We start from the raw sequence: 18,025 nt of genomic DNA, 5'->3' as shown, positions 1-18,025 counted from the left end.
TTTTCACAACCATTTATTTTCAACTATATTACGTTAAAAAAATGATTACTCTTCACAAAAGGCAGACCTAGATTAATCATTTATTTTTGGTTTGATGGCTACAGGCAAGTTGCGAAAATATTTCGGATCAAACGGACACTCAATATCAGTACTAATTTCATCTTTACCATGAATAGTATCATTTATTTTTGAACGGAAATAACCAACCAATATTCCTGCACTAGGTTTTCTGTAAAAATTAAGGTTATACTTGAATAATGAGTCATTATAGACACTAGTTTCAAGAAAGGAAACACCGCATGTAAAAAGATCATTGCTTATTGTATCATACCTTTTCTCAGTTGAAAGATTCAATACAGAATTAATGAATAATTTATCCACATGGTCTGTTTCGTATTGTTCGAATATGTATTTACTGTACGCACCCGATGAAAGCCATACTTTTATATCGTCTTGCTTCGATATCTCAATTTCATAACGACCTAGGAGATCAAATCCTGTGATGAAAGTATAATCTAAAAACTCTGGATATATATTTGGAGCTTTATCGAAATAAATTATCTCTGGTATAAAATCAAACCCTATTATTTTTGAAAACAGATATAAAGATTCAAATTTTGTTATTTTAAAAGTTGATGATTCACCAGTAATTCTATTGTCCAATTTCACCTCACTTAACAAATTATAAAGAAAAGTATTGGGTATTGAAATTGTATCACTTGAAATACTACTATTTAGTCTAAAGACTTCTTTTAATTTACCTGGTTGTTGATGATTTTGAGGATAATAACTAAAAGGATAAACCAATGAATCTGGATTTTCTCCAATAAAACCAACGCCTATCAATTCTTTTTCCCAGTCTTTTGATTTAATTTCTACATCTCTTTCAGAACATGACAATGCTATTATTAAGATGACCGATATGTAAATTATCCTCTTCATAAATTCCTATCACTTCACTATCGTACGATTGCCTCTCACAATTATTTTAATCTCATCTAAAGACTTTAATCCTATGGCATGCCTGTTTTTATTGTATTCCATTTTTTTCTCTTCACTCATTTTGTTCCAAGGGTTTGGTATTGAGTAAAACTTCTGTGGTTTGCCAGCATACATCAAATGTCGATCAATTATCCATGCATAAGTTTTTGGATCAATCTTCCCTGCTACCAAAGCTCTTTTTAAATCTTCTCCCATAATATGATTTGCAGTGTCCTTATCATAATGAAGAAGGATAATTCCTACGGAACGATTGGTTTTTCTCCCCACTAATTGCTCTGATGGATATCCATATTTTGAAATTATGTATTTAATGTATTCGACATTAGAGCTATCAACACTCCACCATTCTCTCATGAGTTGTTGGGATTTCAATAATTCTTTTCCACTATATTCAAATGTTGAGTCTGTCAAATGGCGATAACAATAATTTTTAGCTTTAGAATACTTTCTTCCCCTAACTCTTTGATCTTCTTCCCCAATACTATCTAATTTTGATTTCAAGTCTTGATTTAAATTGTCTTTCGATTTGGCTAACTCAGCTTTACAATACCGCAGCAATTCTTTATCATTGTTTTTCCTTGCTATTTTTTTTCCTAATTTCAAATTTTCAATGTGGATATAATCAACCGATGCAAAAGCCTTCTTTAGATCAAAGATAGCGCTGTCACCTTTTTTATTGAATTTGACCTTTTCAATTAATTGATAATATTCGATATAATTCCTTTGAGATTGTAATGTTCCTAGGAAGAGGAATGAAATTATTAGGGTGAAAAGTACATTTTTCATTTTAGTTCTTTTTCATATTGATTAACAACCAGTTACTCCAATACTTATTTTTAAATTTTCTCTTCTAATTATAGCTTCTTGCTCAAAGATTTTACTTTAATGTGATTCTCTCCAAACTTCTCAAGATAAATTTTATGTGCTTTTCTATAATATTCTTTAGCCAAATCAATTTGCTTTTCTGCTATTGCTAAATCACCATAGCTCGAGAAAATATCTGCAAACACATCATGCTTTTCATCAAAGAAATTTCTGTTAATTCGCATTGATTTATCAAGCATTTCATTGGCTTTCTTGAGCTGCTTTTGACTTATCGATAAACCAGAATAATTCAAATATACTATCGCAGTTAAAGGATGATTTTCCGTGAATAATTGTTTGTGTAACTCTAAAGATTGAACAAATAGCGAGTCTGCGTTTTTGTAGTCTTTTCTAGCAGCCATAACCAATCCTAATCCATTTAAAGCTATTGCAGTCGAAGCAGTTGATTGCAACTCAAAGTCAGCATTAATATTTATCGTTTTTCGGTAAAAGGAATCTGCAAGCGCATAATTTCCGATGTAATAATTCACATAAGCCCCATTATTTATTACACCAGTGATTGAAGGATCTTCCTCACCTATTAAATCATTTAGACTTGATATTGAAATTTCAGAATGTGATTTAGCCTTGTTGAATTTCGCAAGTATTAATTCAAGATTAGCCAAGCTGGAATAAACTTCTGCTAATTCAATGTCATATTCGTTATTTGAATTGATAATCCGGTGGTATTTTGATTCAGCACTCTGATATTGCCCTAACAATTGATCTAATTCGGCATCTAAGAAGAGAAAATTAGCATATCTACTGTGATTTTCCCCTTGAGATTTAGCAACTATTTGCATTGCTCTTTGCAAGTGAGTTCTCGCTTCATCATATTCAGCAAGTGCAATTTTTACTTTAGATTTTATGAAAAGGTTTTCTGCAATCCCATTATTTTTTGGTTCATTAAAAGATTCTAGTAGCGCTAAACTCTTGGAGAGGACTTCATCGGCTTTTTTGTATTCGCTCAATCGGTAATAATAGTAACCATCATAATAGCTTGTTGTACAAAAAGCATAGTCAGTCTCATCTAGAATTTGGAATGTTTCATCTATATAGAATTTAGCTTTATCCAATTGTTCTAAACCAATAAGGTTTGTAATTAAATTATGATAGTTATAAATCAAAGCATAATTAATATCCTCATCTTCTGAATCTTCTTTTTTGAGTATAAAAATAGCTTCTTCAAAGAATGAATTAGAATATTCAAGCCCCCCCTGCTCAGCAAGTGATTTAGCCAGGTTACTATAAAATTCAGCCGTATTTTCATCTGTAGAATCTTTTAATGAAGTATACTCTTGGATTACTTCTACAAAAATAGAATCTGCTTTTTCATAGTCAAAAATATTCCGGTAACATAAAGCAATTCTATTTTTAAGCAATATATGCTCTATCTTCCAGTATTCAGAACTTGGTCTAGAAATAGAAATTGCTTTTTCTGATTTTAGATAGGTATTTAATGCTTGGTCAAATTGATCTCTATCATAATACTCATTGGCTTTACACGCATAAGCCTTGTACAAACTGGTAAAAGCTCCACTAATCGCATTTATTTCAACTGAATTTAAATAATCCTCGGCTTCTTGATCTGAAGGCACTCCTAACCAATTTTTCCCAGATTCGACTGCTTTTTCAGCATAAATAATTGCATTTTCACAATCCCCTTCTTCATATGCTTCATCAAATAGCTCATTAAAATCAAACATTTTGAGATTTTCTTGAATAGAAAAATTTCCATTATTAAGACCGTAAATTAGGTTTCTATAGGGTTTAAATGTAGTTGGTATATAAGTGAAAAATGAAACAACAACTAAAATTATTAAAGAACGTAGCCATATTAATTTTGTATTTCTATACTTAGAATCCGATTTTCGTTTAATTAAAAGAAAGACTGTTAAAACAATAAATAGTAAGCCATTTGAAAGTGGAAAATAAATATTATTTGGATTATTTCTTAATTGAACTAAGAAAGGTAATTTATAAACCGAGACAGCAAACACTATTCCAGCCAGAATAGCCAGAATTGAATTTTTACGCTCTTTTGTTTGAAAAATCCAATAACCCCCAACAAGGTAAGACGCTGCTATAAGCCAACTGGTAAGAACAAGTAATAAAATTTTCCCAGGGAAGTCAAAAAATTGAAGTAAAAATACAATACTAAAAATGATAAGTAATATTTTTTCGTATCGTTTCATAAGTTATGTAGTAGTTTAGTTAAGTAGGAACCTATTCGCTTTAAGGGTAAAAATAGAAAATTATTAGAAAACAATAACTCAAATTGGATTTTCCAATTGATATAAAGTTGAAATACTGATCTATTTATTCTTTCAAAGTTAGGATTTAAAACCACATCCTAAACTTAAAAGGAAATGGAATATTTACATATAAATACACTGGTTTTAGATGAAAACAAGTACAATATTATCCATGTTTATTCTCACCAATACTCAATAACTTCAATCTAGAAGCTAGGGATGAATTGTTTCAACTATTTTTAAAAATACCCAAGCACGCAAATAATCGCATGCTTGGACATTTCACTTTTTTCTACTCCAGAACCACTTTCTTTTTTCGGGCTCCGATTCTTTTTTATCTGGCTTACTGTTCTTCATTTCATTTTTTTCTTTTTTAGGCATTTTTGATTTGATACGTTTTTTAAAGTCATTTAAATCATCCATTAAACTGTCATCATAGCAATGTTTCTTAGCTATTTTAATTACTTCAAGTGCTTTTTCGTATTCTCTCTGACACTCTAATAAATATACTTGTCGGGTATAAATCAATCCTTTATCTGAAGCTTTAATGGTTAAGGCAAAATCAATTAATTTATGCGCTTTCTCATAATCTTCATTTAAAATTAATGCAAGAACAAAGTGAGGGTACACAAATGTAGCCCTCATATTTTCTCCCAAAGCTTCTTGGTAAAATTCAATCGCTAATTCATAATTTTGATAAACATCAACCTCAATTCTTCCTTGTAAACACAGTGCATGCGTGTTTTTAGGATCATAAGAAAGTGCAAAATTCAAAGACTCAACCGTTTCTTCCAAATTATATGGATAATTATCTAAGGCTTTTATTAAATATGTATTATTTTGGTTCATTTTCATTTATTTATTTCAATCGTCAGGTAAAAAGCACCTGCTCCGATAATTAGGTTTTCACTTTAAAATATATTTCTTTTATTCAGTTTTTTAAACCTTTTAAAGGTCTTCATGAGCTCACATCGTATCGGTTCATTTTTTTCTTGATAAAAAAACGAAACAAAAAAATCAATGAAATTCCAAGGCGAATGCTGCGCACCATGAGATTTTCTATCGTTGCATGCTTTATTTCTTTTTCAAAGAAATGCAATTCCACTTGAAAACTCATATTTCGCTGTGGAATCCCAGGCGCTCCGATTTTGAGATTTTTGAAATATTAAGGCCTCTATTCAAAAATCTAACTAGTAGTCCTTAATATTAAGTGTTTTACGAATCAGGTAGAATTTACTCCAAACGTTAATGATTTTTTATCTAACGTTTATCACCCAATCTCTCTCTTCCATTCTTGTTTTCTCGTTTTTCTTTCATTTCGGAATTTTTTAGGTTGAGCTTCTTGTTTAAAGTCAATTGATTTGAAAACTTTGACGGGGTTTCCTCTTTCTAAGTTCATGTGATTAAACCATGCATCGTCTTCCCTTTTTCTAATAGTAGCAAGTTGATGTTCTTCCCAAGCCTTTTCTATTCTTTGTTTGGCTAGTTTTTTATTTTGTAATTGAGATCTGGTATCCATCACTTTTACACTAATTCCAGTCGGTAAATGGGTTGCTCTAACTGCAGAACTTACTTTGTTTACATTTTGCCCTCCAGGACCTGAACTACGAATCGCTTCATAGGATATCTCTTTTTGACTCAACTCTTTAAAATTGCTCTGTTCAATTTCAAAAACTCCCACAAACCAATTTTTACGCTTGTGGTATTTTCTAAACGGACTTTCTCCAACCCATTGAATCGTTCCCAACCAATCTTTTCCTATTTCCTTGTTTCTAGTGGTGTCTATCCACAATGAAGCAGAATGTAAATTACCATTTATGTTACTCTTTTCTCGTGAAATAATTTCGTAGTAACAATTGCTTGCTTTACACTCTTTAATTATTTTCTTAAGCACTTGAGCCACTACAAAACAGCATTCTTCTGGACCTCTTCCTGAGGTTATTTGTATGTATTTCTTCATTCTATTTTTCTTAATAATTCATTCTGACGATCTTTGGAGTAAAACTCCCAATCACATCAACTAATTCAGCTTGATTTCGCATCACTTTGTCGATGTCTTTGTACGCCATCGGAGCTTCGTCTATTCCTCCACCAATGAGTGTTACGTCTTTTTCTTTCAGTAATTTATTCATTTCTGTTTGCGTAAAATTTTGTTTGCATTTACTTCTAGAAAATGCTCTTCCAGCACCATGTGATGCAGAATTTAAACTTTGGCTATTTCCTTTTCCTCTCACAATGTAACCTGGCGCAGTCATAGAACCTGGAATAATTCCCAACTCTCCTTTCGCAGCTGGAGTTGCTCCCTTTCGGTGAACGATACACTCTTCGCCATTCACGAATTCTTTCCATGCAAAATTGTGATGGTTGTCTATTTTTGCCACAGCACGACTCCCCAATTGTTTAGATATTCTATCGTGAATATCGTCATGACAAGCTTTAGCATAATCACCAGCTAAATTCATCGCCAACCAATATTCCATTCCGTCATGTGTATTCGTGTCTAGCCAAGCCAAATGTTGAACTTGTTTAGGTAAAGGACATTGTTTTTCGGCTAATCGAGAGTAATGCATGGCAATATTCGCCCCTAATCCTCTGGAACCACTGTGTGATAACAGACCCAAATAAGTTCCGATACCTAAACCAAACTCATTGTCAACATCTGTAATTCTCACTTCACCAAATTCCACAAAATGATTTCCTCCTCCGGAAGTTCCTAACTGCTTGTACGCTTTGTCTAAAAGACTTTTTACAAGCGGAATGTCCTTAAATTCACTTCTGTAGAATACTTCGCTATCGTGTTTTTTACGATGAGTTTCTTTCATTCCAAACTTTGTATGTTCGTTTAGTATATTCACCAATTGGTCTTTCTTACCATTGAGGTATGAAGATTTTATTGGGTAAATACTCAAACACATTCGGCAGCCAATGTCAACTCCAACTGCGTAAGGAATAATTGCGTTTTTAGTCGCTAAAACTCCACCAATCGGTAATCCATAACCTGAGTGTGCGTCAGGCATCAATGCACCCGCGACCGAAACAGGAAGTTTTAAAGCTCCAAACAATTGGAATTTTGCTTCTTCATTAATTTCGTTCTCACCAAAAATGGTAAAAGGCACTCTTTGTGTTTTCAATTTTTGTTTGCTTATATCAACAGGTTCTACCAAACTTTCGGCTATTTTGCCCCAAGTTCCGTCTCCCAAATAATATTCTGGGTTTTTAACGACTTCAGACGCTTCTTTTAGTATTTTCTGTTTTCCTTTCTTTTTCAGCTGATTACTTAGTATTCCTAATGTAATATTGATGCTGTTATTCTGTGGGAAACCCAATTTTATTAGGTCTTTCCCGCTTAGTTTCTTTCCCATTATAGGTTGTTTTCTATCTCCTCTAAGGAGTAATTTTTGTATTTATTTAATTTTCGTTTGGTTTGAATCCTATCAATCTTAGTAGGATTAATCCCCCAATCGTCTTTCCATGAGTATCCATGGTTCGCAATTCCGTACCATCCTTTTTTATGAAACTGTTGTCGAATCAAATCTGTTTTAGATTCAAGTTCTGGGTCAATTATTTTAGAATGAGTATTGTAAGCACGTATAAATTTTATTTTATAAGTGTGTTTAGGAATTCTAACATAGTATCGTTTTCGAATTTTTTTATAGTATTTAAACTCGAAAATAGTACAGTGTTTCTTCGCTTTATCGCTTAACTTATTGTAAGATTTAGGACTCAATGTTGGAATATCTCTGTAAATCAAATAATTTGATTGTTCGTTATCCCATTTTTTTTGAGCTTCCTCCTTGGTTCTTCCCCAAACCGAATGATTTAATTCTTGTGCAATTTCCTCTATTTCGGGTTTGCACTTATATCGTTCCAATTTATTGAGAAGAACTAGTTCTTTAAACCAGCCATGACGGATAGGTTTTTCTAATTTTATGTAACCTAAATTCCGTTTTTTACGATTAATTTCGCTCCATTCCTTGTACAATCTGCGAACCTCTTTCTCTCTTATTTCTTTTATAGAAACAGGTTTCATTGTATTGTTTTTTTAGCGTTTAGTATTCTAATTTTTGATTTTACTAGCTAAAAATTTGAATTAACTAGATTTTCCTTGTGGTGTAAATCTGTTTCATTGCTTTTGTTTTAAATTAAATTTCATCAGGCTGAATTATTCACGTTTGCCAGTTTTCTTATGCTGACAGATGAAAAAAAGAACCTTAGGAAATTGTAATGTCTCTTTTTGAAGAGTTAATTATCTTGGAGTGTTGCGAACGGGAATTGTTCTGTGGATCTGATACAAAAAAAAAGTCCGAAACACTTGGTGCTTCGGACTTTCATAAAAATATTGAGTAAGATTATGAAATCTTTTTATTCCAAAGCATATTGAAAACTTGATCACAAGTTCCAGATTTTTTATATGATGTTAGTACAAACATTGCTTTGGTTTTTAATGGGTTATTATTCTATTTCGGGTACAAGTATAAAATTGTTTTGTTGAAAATCCTAATTTAATTTGAGAATTGGGTGTAAAATATAAATAAAATTAAGTTTTAACTTGAGTTTTATACACAGAAAATAAACTCTTAACAATCTAATAAACAACACTATAATTACGACTATGATATTTGATATTATATTTCTAAAAAATCTTTAAATTTAAAACCCTTACTCTTCGGACTTAGTCACAAAAATATAGACACTCCATTTTTAAAAATAGAAAGTCCAATTTTTAGAAATTCAATCACACCTTTTGGTATTGAATCTCTATGGTTTTTTAGGCTTCGAACCCGCTACCAAAGGCGGAGTTCAACACCAAGCACAATGAAATCAAGGTTTATTTGTGTTTATTAGGGCTTGATTATTGGCGGTTGTTTTTCCTTTAATCGGTTTTCTAAGATATCAATGAAATAGAAGTCTTCCATCATAAGCAATTCACCGTCTTTTAAAAGAAATTTGATATTTTCCAAACTTAGGTTTTCCTCTGCGGCTTTGAGATTTAATTGAAGGTGGTAAACTCTAGGTTTGTAGCTTCCATTCAGGGTGATTTTCCAATACATATCGTACAGGCATTTGCTGAATATCCTAATATCTGAGGTCGCTTTGTCAATGGTAATTGTATCTCCAATTTGATATTCTCCGATTGGAACTGAATTAACAGAGACGTATAGTCGTGGGCCCTTTAAATGCACGCTTTTTGATGGTGAAAGTATAATGAAAATAGAGTCTGAATGTACGTTCTCAACGTTCGATTCTTGCATTATGTAAAAGTTACTTTCAGACGATTTGCTTTTTAAGCTTAAAGTGTCACCTCTCTTTGAATATGTTCCAGTGCAAAATCGTTTAGAGTCAGTATAAGCAGCACAAACATAAGGGTCATTGAACTCCAATGTAAAGGAGAAGTCACTTTTAAGAGAAAGAATTAAACTATCCTCTGATGCAAAATTGTTCGATTTATTAAACCTCCCAAAGTAATCAATATCTATTGACTGAGAAAGGCAAGCGTTCCATAATAGTGTAAGTACAAGTGGAAACCAAAATTTCATTTTCATCGTTTTTTAATAACGTTTAGTGTAAAATGTCGTTTTAATGCTTTTTACATGGTGTGAGTATTATCTTGTATATTAAATAAATAATGGACACTCCAAATACTGTCTTTAATATTCAATTTTTGTCTTGTTGGAAAATATTCAATACCCATATTTTTCCATGATTCATCCTTCTCAACCGAAAATTTCAATTGGAAAGGTTTATCGAATAGAATTGAATCCATTTTTTGTCGATTAAAACCGAAAATATCTTTTCTGAAAAAATCGACATAGAGCATGCCATGATCTAATTTACCTTTTCCTTGGTATTCTGTGCTTGGGATTAGACCTCCTGCACAATATGTGGCATAAATATTCAGATTTTTATCAATGTACATGAAAAATTTTGTGATACTCTCATTTCTTTCAGGTATCAAATGAAAAGAAATCGTCTCAGTTTTTATGCTTGCGACACCATTTGGATCAACAGATACCCTTGATTTTTTTTCTTCCAGTATTTCATGATTCATTCCCTTGGGGTAATGAAATACTTTTGCAGAATAATCTCCTGCAATATTTCTTTTCATACAAGCTGTAAGTGAAACAAAAATGCTACTGATTATCAAGATGTGTATTGTTTTCATATTCATAAGATTCAACCTTCAAAATAATTCCATAACTAATGCTAACGGTAAATGTTTGTTTTCGTAGGCGAATTAGAAAGTTACGGATTTTCCAAATTTCCACAAGCCAACTCACCGCATTTTGTTTTTATTTTCTTGAAAGCCAAATCGGTTATTTGGTGCTCTGTCAAATACAATTCAAATTTTCTAGTTCTACGCAACTTCTCCAAAGAAACATAAGTAATGTTAAATGCCTTTTATCCTAGGTAACCCAATCCACTCATGTTCAATATCTTTCATTAATAAAGCATTATCAAAAACCACTGAACCTTTAGGAAATATTGTCAAATCTTCGAAAAAGCTAGAATTAACTTTTGTCACTTTAAGCATAGAAACTTTCCAATTATATGCTTTAAGTTCAAGTCCATCAAATTCGGTTTTATGCGGTGAATATCCAACAGATCCAGCTTCAAAAAACTGGGATACACATTCCAAATTATCAAATATACTTTGGTCATTCCAAACATCAGTTTCTTTAGCGATAATTGAAAGGGATGTTTCGTCCTCGCTAATAAATGCAACGTTATAATTACCATTAGATTCCTTTACAGTGAACTTAGCAAAGTGATGAACTCCTGGAAAAATAGTTCCACCTGCCAAAGCGTTCAATTTGGAAGAAGTATCTCTTCTTGGAATGTAAACACCTTCCTTTAATTGACCATTCTCAGTCCATTCAACAGCAATTCTATGGGCTCCATTTTCAGATGATATTCCGATTTGCTTGGGAAAACCTTTAGGTCTTATTTGTTTTAGCCTTATCAGACAAATTCCGGCAATACCTTTTCCGTTAACTAGTTTTGGTTTAAACGGCTCAGGTAAATAATTATCCAAAACTTCCTTGTCAACTTGGTAATTGATAAGGATTCTACGGTCAATTATTCCTTTAATCTTAGGTATTTTCATTTTGTTGTTGTTGCACTTAACAATCGGCTTTCGACAATAGTCTACTACCAAACTGTAGTATTTCTACCAAATATAACAATAATCTCATTTATAAAACCAACAAGCTTTTACTCGAATAAGGCATTTTGGAATATTAAGCAGCAGTTGGAAAAAGGTAAAGCTTCCCGAACTTCAAAAGTTATTGAATAAACAAAATACGTCCGAAATTATTAAGGAAAACCCAACGCACAACAGGAGATGTCCAACGTGTAAAAAAGGAAAATTAATCACTGTTCTGCTTTTTGATGGAAGAGGTCCACCAGAAAACTGGAGAAAAACTTTAAGTATCAATAAATCAACAGAATAAATGCAACGATATTAACGTAATGGAGAAGTTATGGCTTATAAGTAGTGAAATAAACATAAAAACAATGAAACATCTGGTAAATACTCCTTTTTAAGAACAAAGAATTGTAATCAACCAACTTAAATTCGAAATGCACGCTCATAATCAAAGCGTAACACACTAAAATATTTTTTCAAAAACAAGGTATCAAATCGCTTTCCCCATAAGGAAATCCGGATCCGTCAACATGGTCTTCAGCGTTAGCCTATCGGCACGCCGAAGACTTAGTTATTATGCCCTGGCATTGTTCAATTTAATAACTGTTCAATATCAGAAATCATCGTATTGAATTCATCTATCTCAATAGGATTTTCTTCGTTTTCAGTCCCATTATGCATTTCTCCACCAGAGACTCTACTGTGAATGTTTTTTAATGAGTTTATTGTAAGTTCATCATTATTTAGTTTTTTCAATTCGTCCCAATTAATACGATTGTTTTTTGTACTATTCTTAGTTGGTACTTGGTTATTGAATATCTTTTCATCAATTGTACATTCAACTGCCTTCCTAAGCAAATTTGCGACTTTTAAGCCGTCTTCAAATGGAGAACCGTTTAGTAATCTTTTCGCATCACGAATATGATTTGAAGCTTTGTTCAATTTGTAATTTGTCAATACTCCTTTTGAATTTTTACCTTCGTTGTTGACAAGATAAACTCTAATGTGTTTACCTCTCGAATTATTACAAGCAGAATCAATAGTTTTACAAATATGATTTTCTTTTGATGTTTCAAAAGCTTCAAGGAATAACTTATTGTGATTAAAGAGAATAATTTGATTCTCTAACTGTAATAGTCTATTGGTAAAATTTCCAGCAATTTTATGGTCAAGACTATTAACTGGGTCATCTAAAATTATTGGATTGATACTTTTTTGAATTTTAGCTTCTGCAACAAAGAGAGCTAAAGCGACAGCTTTTTGTTCTCCTTCACTTAAAACAGCTTTTATATCCTTATTTTTGGTAAGAGTTAATTTTGTATTCGAAGTTCCTTTCTGTCCTCTTGCATTTTCGAGCTTTACTTCAAGTTTATTAAAACCTAAACCTGTCAATTCATCGGTAAAACCGGTTTTTAACGTTTCTGTCAATAAATCATTATGAGCTGTTTTTGAAAGATCACTGACTTTTTTTGTATTTATTTTTTTTGATTTTTGTCTTAACTCTTTCTCAACAGAATCAACACTAAACCATTTCTCAATATTTTCTTTCTGTTGGCTAATTGATTCATTTTCTAAAAAGCCTTTTATTTCTTTTTCAAGTTTGTCTATTTGAGTTTTCTTGTCCTTATTATCATTCTCAAATTTTACGATTTCAGCTTGTAAGCTATCAATTATTGCAGAAAGTTTTAAATTAACAATATCCTTGTTCTTAAATTCAATTTCAAAATCTTTAGAACTTTTGCTATCTATAGCAGTAATTAATTCTTCTTTTCCTTTTTCAAGATTAGAAATGATATTACCTATGAGTTTATTAAGTGTTTCGTCCGAATCCGCTATTTTAGTTTCTTTTAAAATCGCTTCTATGTTTTCTTTTATTTTCAGCTTAACCGAAATTCCATTAAGTTCCTGTTTAAGTGATTCCAAATTTTGAATCGCTCCATTCAATTTTTGTTCCGATTCGTCTTTAAGGAAATTCCCATATGATTGAACCAAATTAATGGAATTATCATCTGCCAAAGGTTGACGACAATAAGCACAAACTTTTTCTGCGGAGTCTAATTTTGAAGTGTATTTTTCTCCTGCTTTAATAAACTCTTTCCATTCTTCCGTATTGTTGGCAGGGATATTTGATAAAATATCAAATTGCTTTTTCGCTAACTTATTAGCCTCTTTACTTTCTGTATATGTTTTAATGGAATTTTGTGTTCTTGTTAATGCTCCAGAAATCTTTTTAACAGCATTGTCAATATGACTTTTAACGCTCTCTAATTCGTCTTTATCATTCTTTTTAAGACGAATTTTATCTTGAATATTAATCTGCTTTAAGTTTTTTAGCTCACCTTTTTTGGTTTTAAGTTTCACTGAATCTTCGTCAGAAAAAGTATCTAGTTTTTCAACTTGTGATTTAATACTACTGGAAACCTGATGACTTTCAAAAGATGTTTTTATATCATCACTTAAATGTTTTAATTCTAATGTTGGTTTTTCAAGCCTTTTTTTATCGGCTTTGTTATTTACCTTGTCCTTAAAATCATCAATTACTCCAACTAAATAAGTAAACAGATTTAAACCTAAAGGTTGGATAAGCGTACTGTCAGCTTTCCTTGTTGCCAAAAGACCTTCTAAATACGAAGTGTCAAAAACTTTACATTTATTAAGCAAATTGAGGGAGCGGTTGCTTCCATTCCAATTTATTGTTTGGTTTTGTCCATTTTGAGATTCAAAGCTTAGTTCTATTTCAATTGGCTTTGAGGTTTCAGTATAAATATTTGGTAATATTTCTTTCTTTTGATTTCCTCCAACTATTTCGTTCAATACTTTGAAATAACTACTTTTTCCAGCACCATTCATACCGTATAAAATTGTTACATCGTTAGAGAACTTTATCGTCTGGTTTTCTTTTAAAGCATTTACTCCACTTTTATGAATTAGTTTTGTAAGTCGAATCTCAGAATCAGTAGTTTCGTTACTTAGATTTGGTTCTGTAATATTTAAGTTAGTACCATTTGTTAAATGGCTGAATATTTCGTTTTTTCTCTCATTTGTTATATTCCCATTTGATTCAATAGAATCATAAATAAGAGCTTTTAACCAATCAGGTTGAGAGGTGGCAAATTCTTTTAAATATTCTTTTGCATTACTGTTCATAATCGTAGGTCTTTATTTTGCTTGGGCATAACGGTTGAGGCTTTGCGGCGGCCTGTTTGCTATATGTTTTATCGAAGATACAAACTTTTAGATTTGCATGAATGTAAAAATCGAAGAGTTTTACATACTGACGGCAAAGGCTGTGTTAAGTGTATTACATTCGAATGAGCATATATCTGTATGTATAACCATATTGTGTTTGACTTTGTAGTGTTTGTAATAAAAACTTGAATTTAACACCGTCTATCTCTATTATAACTTTACTTTTTTTTAGATTTACTTGGATAAGTTTTTCCACTCGATGTTTTGCGTAGGAAGATTCTGAGCTATAGAGATCTAACTTAAATGTATTCTTTGATAGTTTAATTAACTCTATAGAGTTAAAACCTAATGCCATAGGTATGGGTGCAGGCATCATAAAAGATTGATATAAAAAAAGTGTATCCTTTTTGACAAAGTCTTCTAACGAAATTATTCCAGTTAAATTATTAAATTGTTCTTCATCCAATTCCACTGGCTGCATTTTTTGCATTTTGTAAATTTTAGTAAAGTCTTCTTTCAAAGTATCCTTAGCTATTGTGAGTGTCTCAGATAAAAATTCGTAATCATTATAGACTACCCCAACATAACATCCGAAAAGTGTGTCTGGTGAAAAAGGGTTGAGTATTGAGATATTTACGTTTATTAAACCTTTCTCATTAGTAACATGATACATAGAACTAGGCGCACCTGTATAACTTATACTAACTGGTAAGCCATGTATAGGACTGTTAGATTCGTCAACAAATTTGATATTGATATTGAATAAATCTGTTGTTTGACAAACACTAAAATCTAAAAAAGAAAATAAAAATAAAGTGATTAAAAAAATGATCTTCATAACTAGATATATAATTTATTCATGTTTATTCACGAATTTGGTACTATACAATTACACTTAACGTTTGGCTAAACTGCGTTTCAATGCAGTTTAGGTTTTGTTATACTCTGTTCTTCCATTTCTTTTTTAAATTCTTCGAGTAACTCATAAAATCGATTAATTGAAATAGAGTGTTGCTCTTTTGTTGTTGGAGTTTCAAATACTTCCTCCCAACTAATGTTTTTTGATTCAAACCCCATTGATTCTGCAACTATCATATTTACCCATCCAGCTGTTGATTCAAAATACCCTAATTTGTCCGCTACCCAGTCGAAGAAAGGTTCGTCTGTATGAGCAGCAGTTACAACTCCCTCATCTAAAAGAGCATGGTAATATCCTGATATATACAAGTGAATTGCTTTCAACGTATTTTCCCCAACCCACATTGCGGGTCTGCGTTCCATCTGTTTCAATATTTTATAGCAATCGAGTATCATTTATTTAATTGAGTATAACGTTTGGGGCTTTGCGGCGGCCTGTTTGTTAAATGTTTTATCGAAGATACAAACATTTAGATATACATGAATGTATAAATCGAAGAGTTTTACAGGCTGACCGTCAAAGGCTGTGTTATGTGTATTATTCTTCAATAATTATTTGTTCCCAATTAATATATCCTTCGTATTCGTTGCTATATATCATTTTTTTATAGTCTCCTTCGGTATAATGAAGTGACATTCGAATTTTGGTCAGGTTTTTACCACTTGGTAAAGGGGCGACAAAACTCCATTGATTTTTAGGTATAAGAATCACATCATAGTAACTATGGGCGCAATCGCTAAAGTCATAAACTTCGATGTCGCGCCAAACTCCATTCTGATCCTGAGCTTGTGCAATTAAGTGTATTCTATTATCGTTGGAAGAGAAGATAGCTGTCTTGTTGCTATTATTGAATAAAAACATACGATAACCTTGATATTTACTATCATAATAATCTTGAATTGTTGTATCTACGAAAAGGCCTATCTCACCATCGGGTAAATAGGTTTCATTTTTTATTGGGAATGGATAGTTTGCAACATTAATAAGAGCACTTTTTTCACCTTCTCTATCACTGTTATCAGAAGAAGCAATGTAATTTGAGCTTAAAGGCTTTTTTGTATTTAGCTTTTTCATTGGAAAATCCTCAATTCCTAGTTTTAACTCTGCTCTTCTGATAAAATCGGGTCTTATTTTATCTAAATCTAATACCCAATATATTTTATTAGACTCATTATGTTGTTGAATAAGTTCCCCACCATCTTGGAGTAAATCGGTTACTTTAGAGCCGTTATAAATAAGATTATTTGACAAATTGAGATTATAGGATGTACCAACAGATAGTTCGTCTATTAAATTTTGCGTACAGATTATTGCTATGGCAATTGTGCTTCCGGGGCTAATTGTAGTGTCAGTTGAACTAATTACTTTAAATATAAAACTTGAACCCTTCTCTTTCAAATCACAATTTGGATATCCTTGACTATCTTCTAGCAAGGTCGTATACATCTCTATATTTTTGTTTTGGAGTTCAGTTTGCCCAAAAACACACCTTACAAAGATGATCGAAATGATTACTGTAATTATGTTTCTATTGATGTTCATGTTTCTTTACGCAGGATTCAACTAGTTACACTTAACAATTGGCTATGCGCATTGCGCATATATCGCCTGTATCTTCTCCATCAAATATAGCATTATTCTCAATGCAAAGGCATGTCACTCCGTCTATTTTCTATAGCTTATCGCAAGAAGATCTAAATAGATTATTCGCGTAAGCGTATATTATCCGTATAATTCTACGTCTAAGGTTTTTTGCAGGGGATTTGGCTCCGCAATAATTACGCATGAATTTTGTCAATTGAAAATTGAAGAGGAATAAACAGAAAAGGCATAAAAAAACCTACAAACATTTAAAAACACACGCTCAATATCAAAGCGTAAATCAGCAAAATAATTTTTCATAAACAAGGTATCAAATCGCTTTCCCCATAAGGAAATCCGGATCCGTCAACATGGTCTTCAGCGTTAGCCTATCGGCACGCCGAAGACTTAGTTATTGTGCATAGTTTTTTAATTTTCCCAAACAGAATAATCGATAATTTTCCATTTCCCATTTTCGTTTAAGAACTTTCCACTACAACCTGCACCTTCTATTTTATAGTGAAGTTCAAAATCAGTTGTATCTTTTCCGATTTTTATTTTATCAAATATTACATAGTCTTTAATTCCTTCGTTTTCCAATTCCGATATTGATAATATTCTAACTTTTTGTCCGAATTTATTTAAGTTCAAACTTTTGTCAACCAGTTCAGATTCCAAAATTTTTACGGGTAATCTTTCTTTTACTTCTGGATGATAAATCCATTGAAGTTTAGGAAGGTCGAGTATTTTTTGAGCAATCAATTCGGTTTGATTTGATTCCGATTTTATTAATTCCGTTTGAGTGAATTTAATTTCAGAATCAGAACTATTTTCCGTTTCTGTTTTTCCCAAATTTTCACAAGAAATCAGAAGGGTAATTGTCAATATTATTCCTATTATTTTATTCAATTCGTGAGTTTTCTTAAATTATGCACAACGGATGAGGCTTTGCGGCGGCCTGTTAGCTAAATGTTTTATCGAAGATACAAACTTTTAGTTTTACATGAATGTAAAAATCGAAGAGTTTTACAGGCTGACCGTCAAAGGCTGTGTTGTGTGTATCTTGTT

Annotated in this window: 16 protein-coding genes; 1 reads left to right on the top strand and 15 read right to left on the bottom strand. The window is 31.9% G+C overall.

Translation table 11 applies throughout. From position 1 onward, the window contains the following. Positions 1 to 72: 72 nt before the first annotated feature. The 10 genes from C6368_RS05110 to C6368_RS05065 all read right to left on the bottom strand — a co-directional run bounded on the left by C6368_RS05110 (position 73) and on the right by C6368_RS05065 (position 11,226). Entirely contained in the window at positions 73 to 942 is an 870-nt protein-coding gene (locus tag C6368_RS05110; protein ID WP_159038451.1) for a hypothetical protein, read from the bottom strand. A 9-nt stretch (positions 943 to 951) separates the two neighbouring features. Continuing rightward, positions 952 to 1,788 (bottom strand): DUF6624 domain-containing protein, encoded by an 837-nt coding sequence (locus C6368_RS05105; protein ID WP_107038113.1) that lies wholly within the window; start codon positions 1,786 to 1,788, stop codon positions 952 to 954. A gap of 68 nt (positions 1,789 to 1,856) precedes the next feature. Next, positions 1,857 to 4,061 (bottom strand): tetratricopeptide repeat protein, encoded by a 2,205-nt coding sequence (locus tag C6368_RS05100; protein WP_107038112.1) that lies wholly within the window; start codon positions 4,059 to 4,061, stop codon positions 1,857 to 1,859. A 342-nt stretch (positions 4,062 to 4,403) separates the two neighbouring features. After that, entirely contained in the window at positions 4,404 to 4,970 is a 567-nt protein-coding gene (locus tag C6368_RS05095; RefSeq protein WP_159038450.1) for a tetratricopeptide repeat protein, read from the bottom strand. A 421-nt stretch (positions 4,971 to 5,391) separates the two neighbouring features. After that, positions 5,392 to 6,081: a peptide chain release factor H gene (gene prfH, locus C6368_RS05090; RefSeq protein ID WP_107038110.1), complete on the bottom strand. Its 690-nt coding sequence runs from the start codon at positions 6,079 to 6,081 to the stop codon at positions 5,392 to 5,394. A gap of 10 nt (positions 6,082 to 6,091) precedes the next feature. Next, a complete protein-coding gene (locus tag C6368_RS05085; protein WP_107038109.1) occupies positions 6,092 to 7,483 on the bottom strand; it encodes an RtcB family protein in 1,392 nt (463 codons plus the stop codon). Further along, positions 7,483 to 8,151, bottom strand: coding sequence for a hypothetical protein (locus tag C6368_RS05080; protein ID WP_107038108.1), 669 nt, complete (start codon positions 8,149 to 8,151; stop codon positions 7,483 to 7,485). Before C6368_RS05080 ends, C6368_RS05085 begins: the two co-directional genes overlap by 1 nt. 811 nt (positions 8,152 to 8,962) lie before the next feature. Continuing rightward, a complete protein-coding gene (locus tag C6368_RS05075; protein WP_159038449.1) occupies positions 8,963 to 9,658 on the bottom strand; it encodes a hypothetical protein in 696 nt (231 codons plus the stop codon). Between the two features lie 50 nt (positions 9,659 to 9,708). After that, entirely contained in the window at positions 9,709 to 10,284 is a 576-nt protein-coding gene (locus tag C6368_RS05070; protein ID WP_107038106.1) for a hypothetical protein, read from the bottom strand. Between the two features lie 225 nt (positions 10,285 to 10,509). Next, entirely contained in the window at positions 10,510 to 11,226 is a 717-nt protein-coding gene (locus C6368_RS05065; protein ID WP_107038105.1) for a DUF2071 domain-containing protein, read from the bottom strand. 181 nt (positions 11,227 to 11,407) lie between these two features. Here C6368_RS05065 and C6368_RS17255 point away from each other — a divergent pair, with 181 nt between their 5' ends. Next, positions 11,408 to 11,572 carry a hypothetical protein gene (locus C6368_RS17255; protein ID WP_159038448.1) on the top strand — a complete coding sequence of 55 codons (165 nt, stop codon included), beginning with the start codon at positions 11,408 to 11,410 and terminating at the stop codon, positions 11,570 to 11,572. A gap of 287 nt (positions 11,573 to 11,859) precedes the next feature. On the opposite strand, the gene C6368_RS05060 is transcribed toward C6368_RS17255, so the two are convergent. The 5 genes from C6368_RS05060 to C6368_RS05040 all read right to left on the bottom strand — a co-directional run bounded on the left by C6368_RS05060 (position 11,860) and on the right by C6368_RS05040 (position 17,866). Then, positions 11,860 to 14,415: an AAA family ATPase gene (locus C6368_RS05060; protein ID WP_107038104.1), complete on the bottom strand. Its 2,556-nt coding sequence runs from the start codon at positions 14,413 to 14,415 to the stop codon at positions 11,860 to 11,862. A 154-nt stretch (positions 14,416 to 14,569) separates the two neighbouring features. Further along, positions 14,570 to 15,295 carry a hypothetical protein gene (locus C6368_RS05055; RefSeq protein WP_107038103.1) on the bottom strand — a complete coding sequence of 242 codons (726 nt, stop codon included), beginning with the start codon at positions 15,293 to 15,295 and terminating at the stop codon, positions 14,570 to 14,572. Between the two features lie 80 nt (positions 15,296 to 15,375). Further along, positions 15,376 to 15,738, bottom strand: a complete 363-nt coding sequence (locus C6368_RS05050; RefSeq protein WP_159038447.1) for a hypothetical protein — start codon at positions 15,736 to 15,738, stop codon at positions 15,376 to 15,378. A gap of 175 nt (positions 15,739 to 15,913) precedes the next feature. Then, positions 15,914 to 16,918 (bottom strand): hypothetical protein, encoded by a 1,005-nt coding sequence (locus tag C6368_RS05045; RefSeq protein ID WP_159038446.1) that lies wholly within the window; start codon positions 16,916 to 16,918, stop codon positions 15,914 to 15,916. 468 nt (positions 16,919 to 17,386) lie between these two features. Then, positions 17,387 to 17,866 (bottom strand): hypothetical protein, encoded by a 480-nt coding sequence (locus C6368_RS05040; protein ID WP_159038445.1) that lies wholly within the window; start codon positions 17,864 to 17,866, stop codon positions 17,387 to 17,389. Positions 17,867 to 18,025 lie beyond the last annotated feature (159 nt).

Origin of the sequence: Brumimicrobium mesophilum, from assembly GCF_003025005.1 — a bacterium.
Lineage (GTDB): Bacteria > Bacteroidota > Bacteroidia > Flavobacteriales_D > Crocinitomicaceae > Brumimicrobium > Brumimicrobium mesophilum.
Note: the sequence above shows the minus strand (reverse complement) of the source record. Positions and strands in the feature narration are given on the sequence as shown.

What these genes read in the sequence shown, in the direction of transcription:
- C6368_RS05110 (WP_159038451.1), bottom strand. Translation starts at nt 942, where the DNA reads ATGAAGAGGATAATTTACATATCGGTCATCTTAATAATAGCATTGTCA.
- C6368_RS05105 (WP_107038113.1), bottom strand. Translation starts at nt 1,788, where the DNA reads ATGAAAAATGTACTTTTCACCCTAATAATTTCATTCCTCTTCCTAGGA.
- C6368_RS05100 (WP_107038112.1), bottom strand. Translation starts at nt 4,061, where the DNA reads ATGAAACGATACGAAAAAATATTACTTATCATTTTTAGTATTGTATTT.
- C6368_RS05095 (WP_159038450.1), bottom strand. Translation starts at nt 4,970, where the DNA reads ATGAACCAAAATAATACATATTTAATAAAAGCCTTAGATAATTATCCA.
- prfH (WP_107038110.1), bottom strand. Translation starts at nt 6,081, where the DNA reads ATGAAGAAATACATACAAATAACCTCAGGAAGAGGTCCAGAAGAATGC.
- C6368_RS05085 (WP_107038109.1), bottom strand. Translation starts at nt 7,483, where the DNA reads ATGGGAAAGAAACTAAGCGGGAAAGACCTAATAAAATTGGGTTTCCCA.
- C6368_RS05080 (WP_107038108.1), bottom strand. Translation starts at nt 8,151, where the DNA reads ATGAAACCTGTTTCTATAAAAGAAATAAGAGAGAAAGAGGTTCGCAGA.
- C6368_RS05075 (WP_159038449.1), bottom strand. Translation starts at nt 9,658, where the DNA reads ATGAAATTTTGGTTTCCACTTGTACTTACACTATTATGGAACGCTTGC.
- C6368_RS05070 (WP_107038106.1), bottom strand. Translation starts at nt 10,284, where the DNA reads ATGAAAACAATACACATCTTGATAATCAGTAGCATTTTTGTTTCACTT.
- C6368_RS05065 (WP_107038105.1), bottom strand. Translation starts at nt 11,226, where the DNA reads ATGAAAATACCTAAGATTAAAGGAATAATTGACCGTAGAATCCTTATC.
- C6368_RS05060 (WP_107038104.1), bottom strand. Translation starts at nt 14,415, where the DNA reads ATGAACAGTAATGCAAAAGAATATTTAAAAGAATTTGCCACCTCTCAA.
- C6368_RS05055 (WP_107038103.1), bottom strand. Translation starts at nt 15,295, where the DNA reads ATGAAGATCATTTTTTTAATCACTTTATTTTTATTTTCTTTTTTAGAT.
- C6368_RS05050 (WP_159038447.1), bottom strand. Translation starts at nt 15,738, where the DNA reads ATGGAACGCAGACCCGCAATGTGGGTTGGGGAAAATACGTTGAAAGCA.
- C6368_RS05045 (WP_159038446.1), bottom strand. Translation starts at nt 16,918, where the DNA reads ATGAACATCAATAGAAACATAATTACAGTAATCATTTCGATCATCTTT.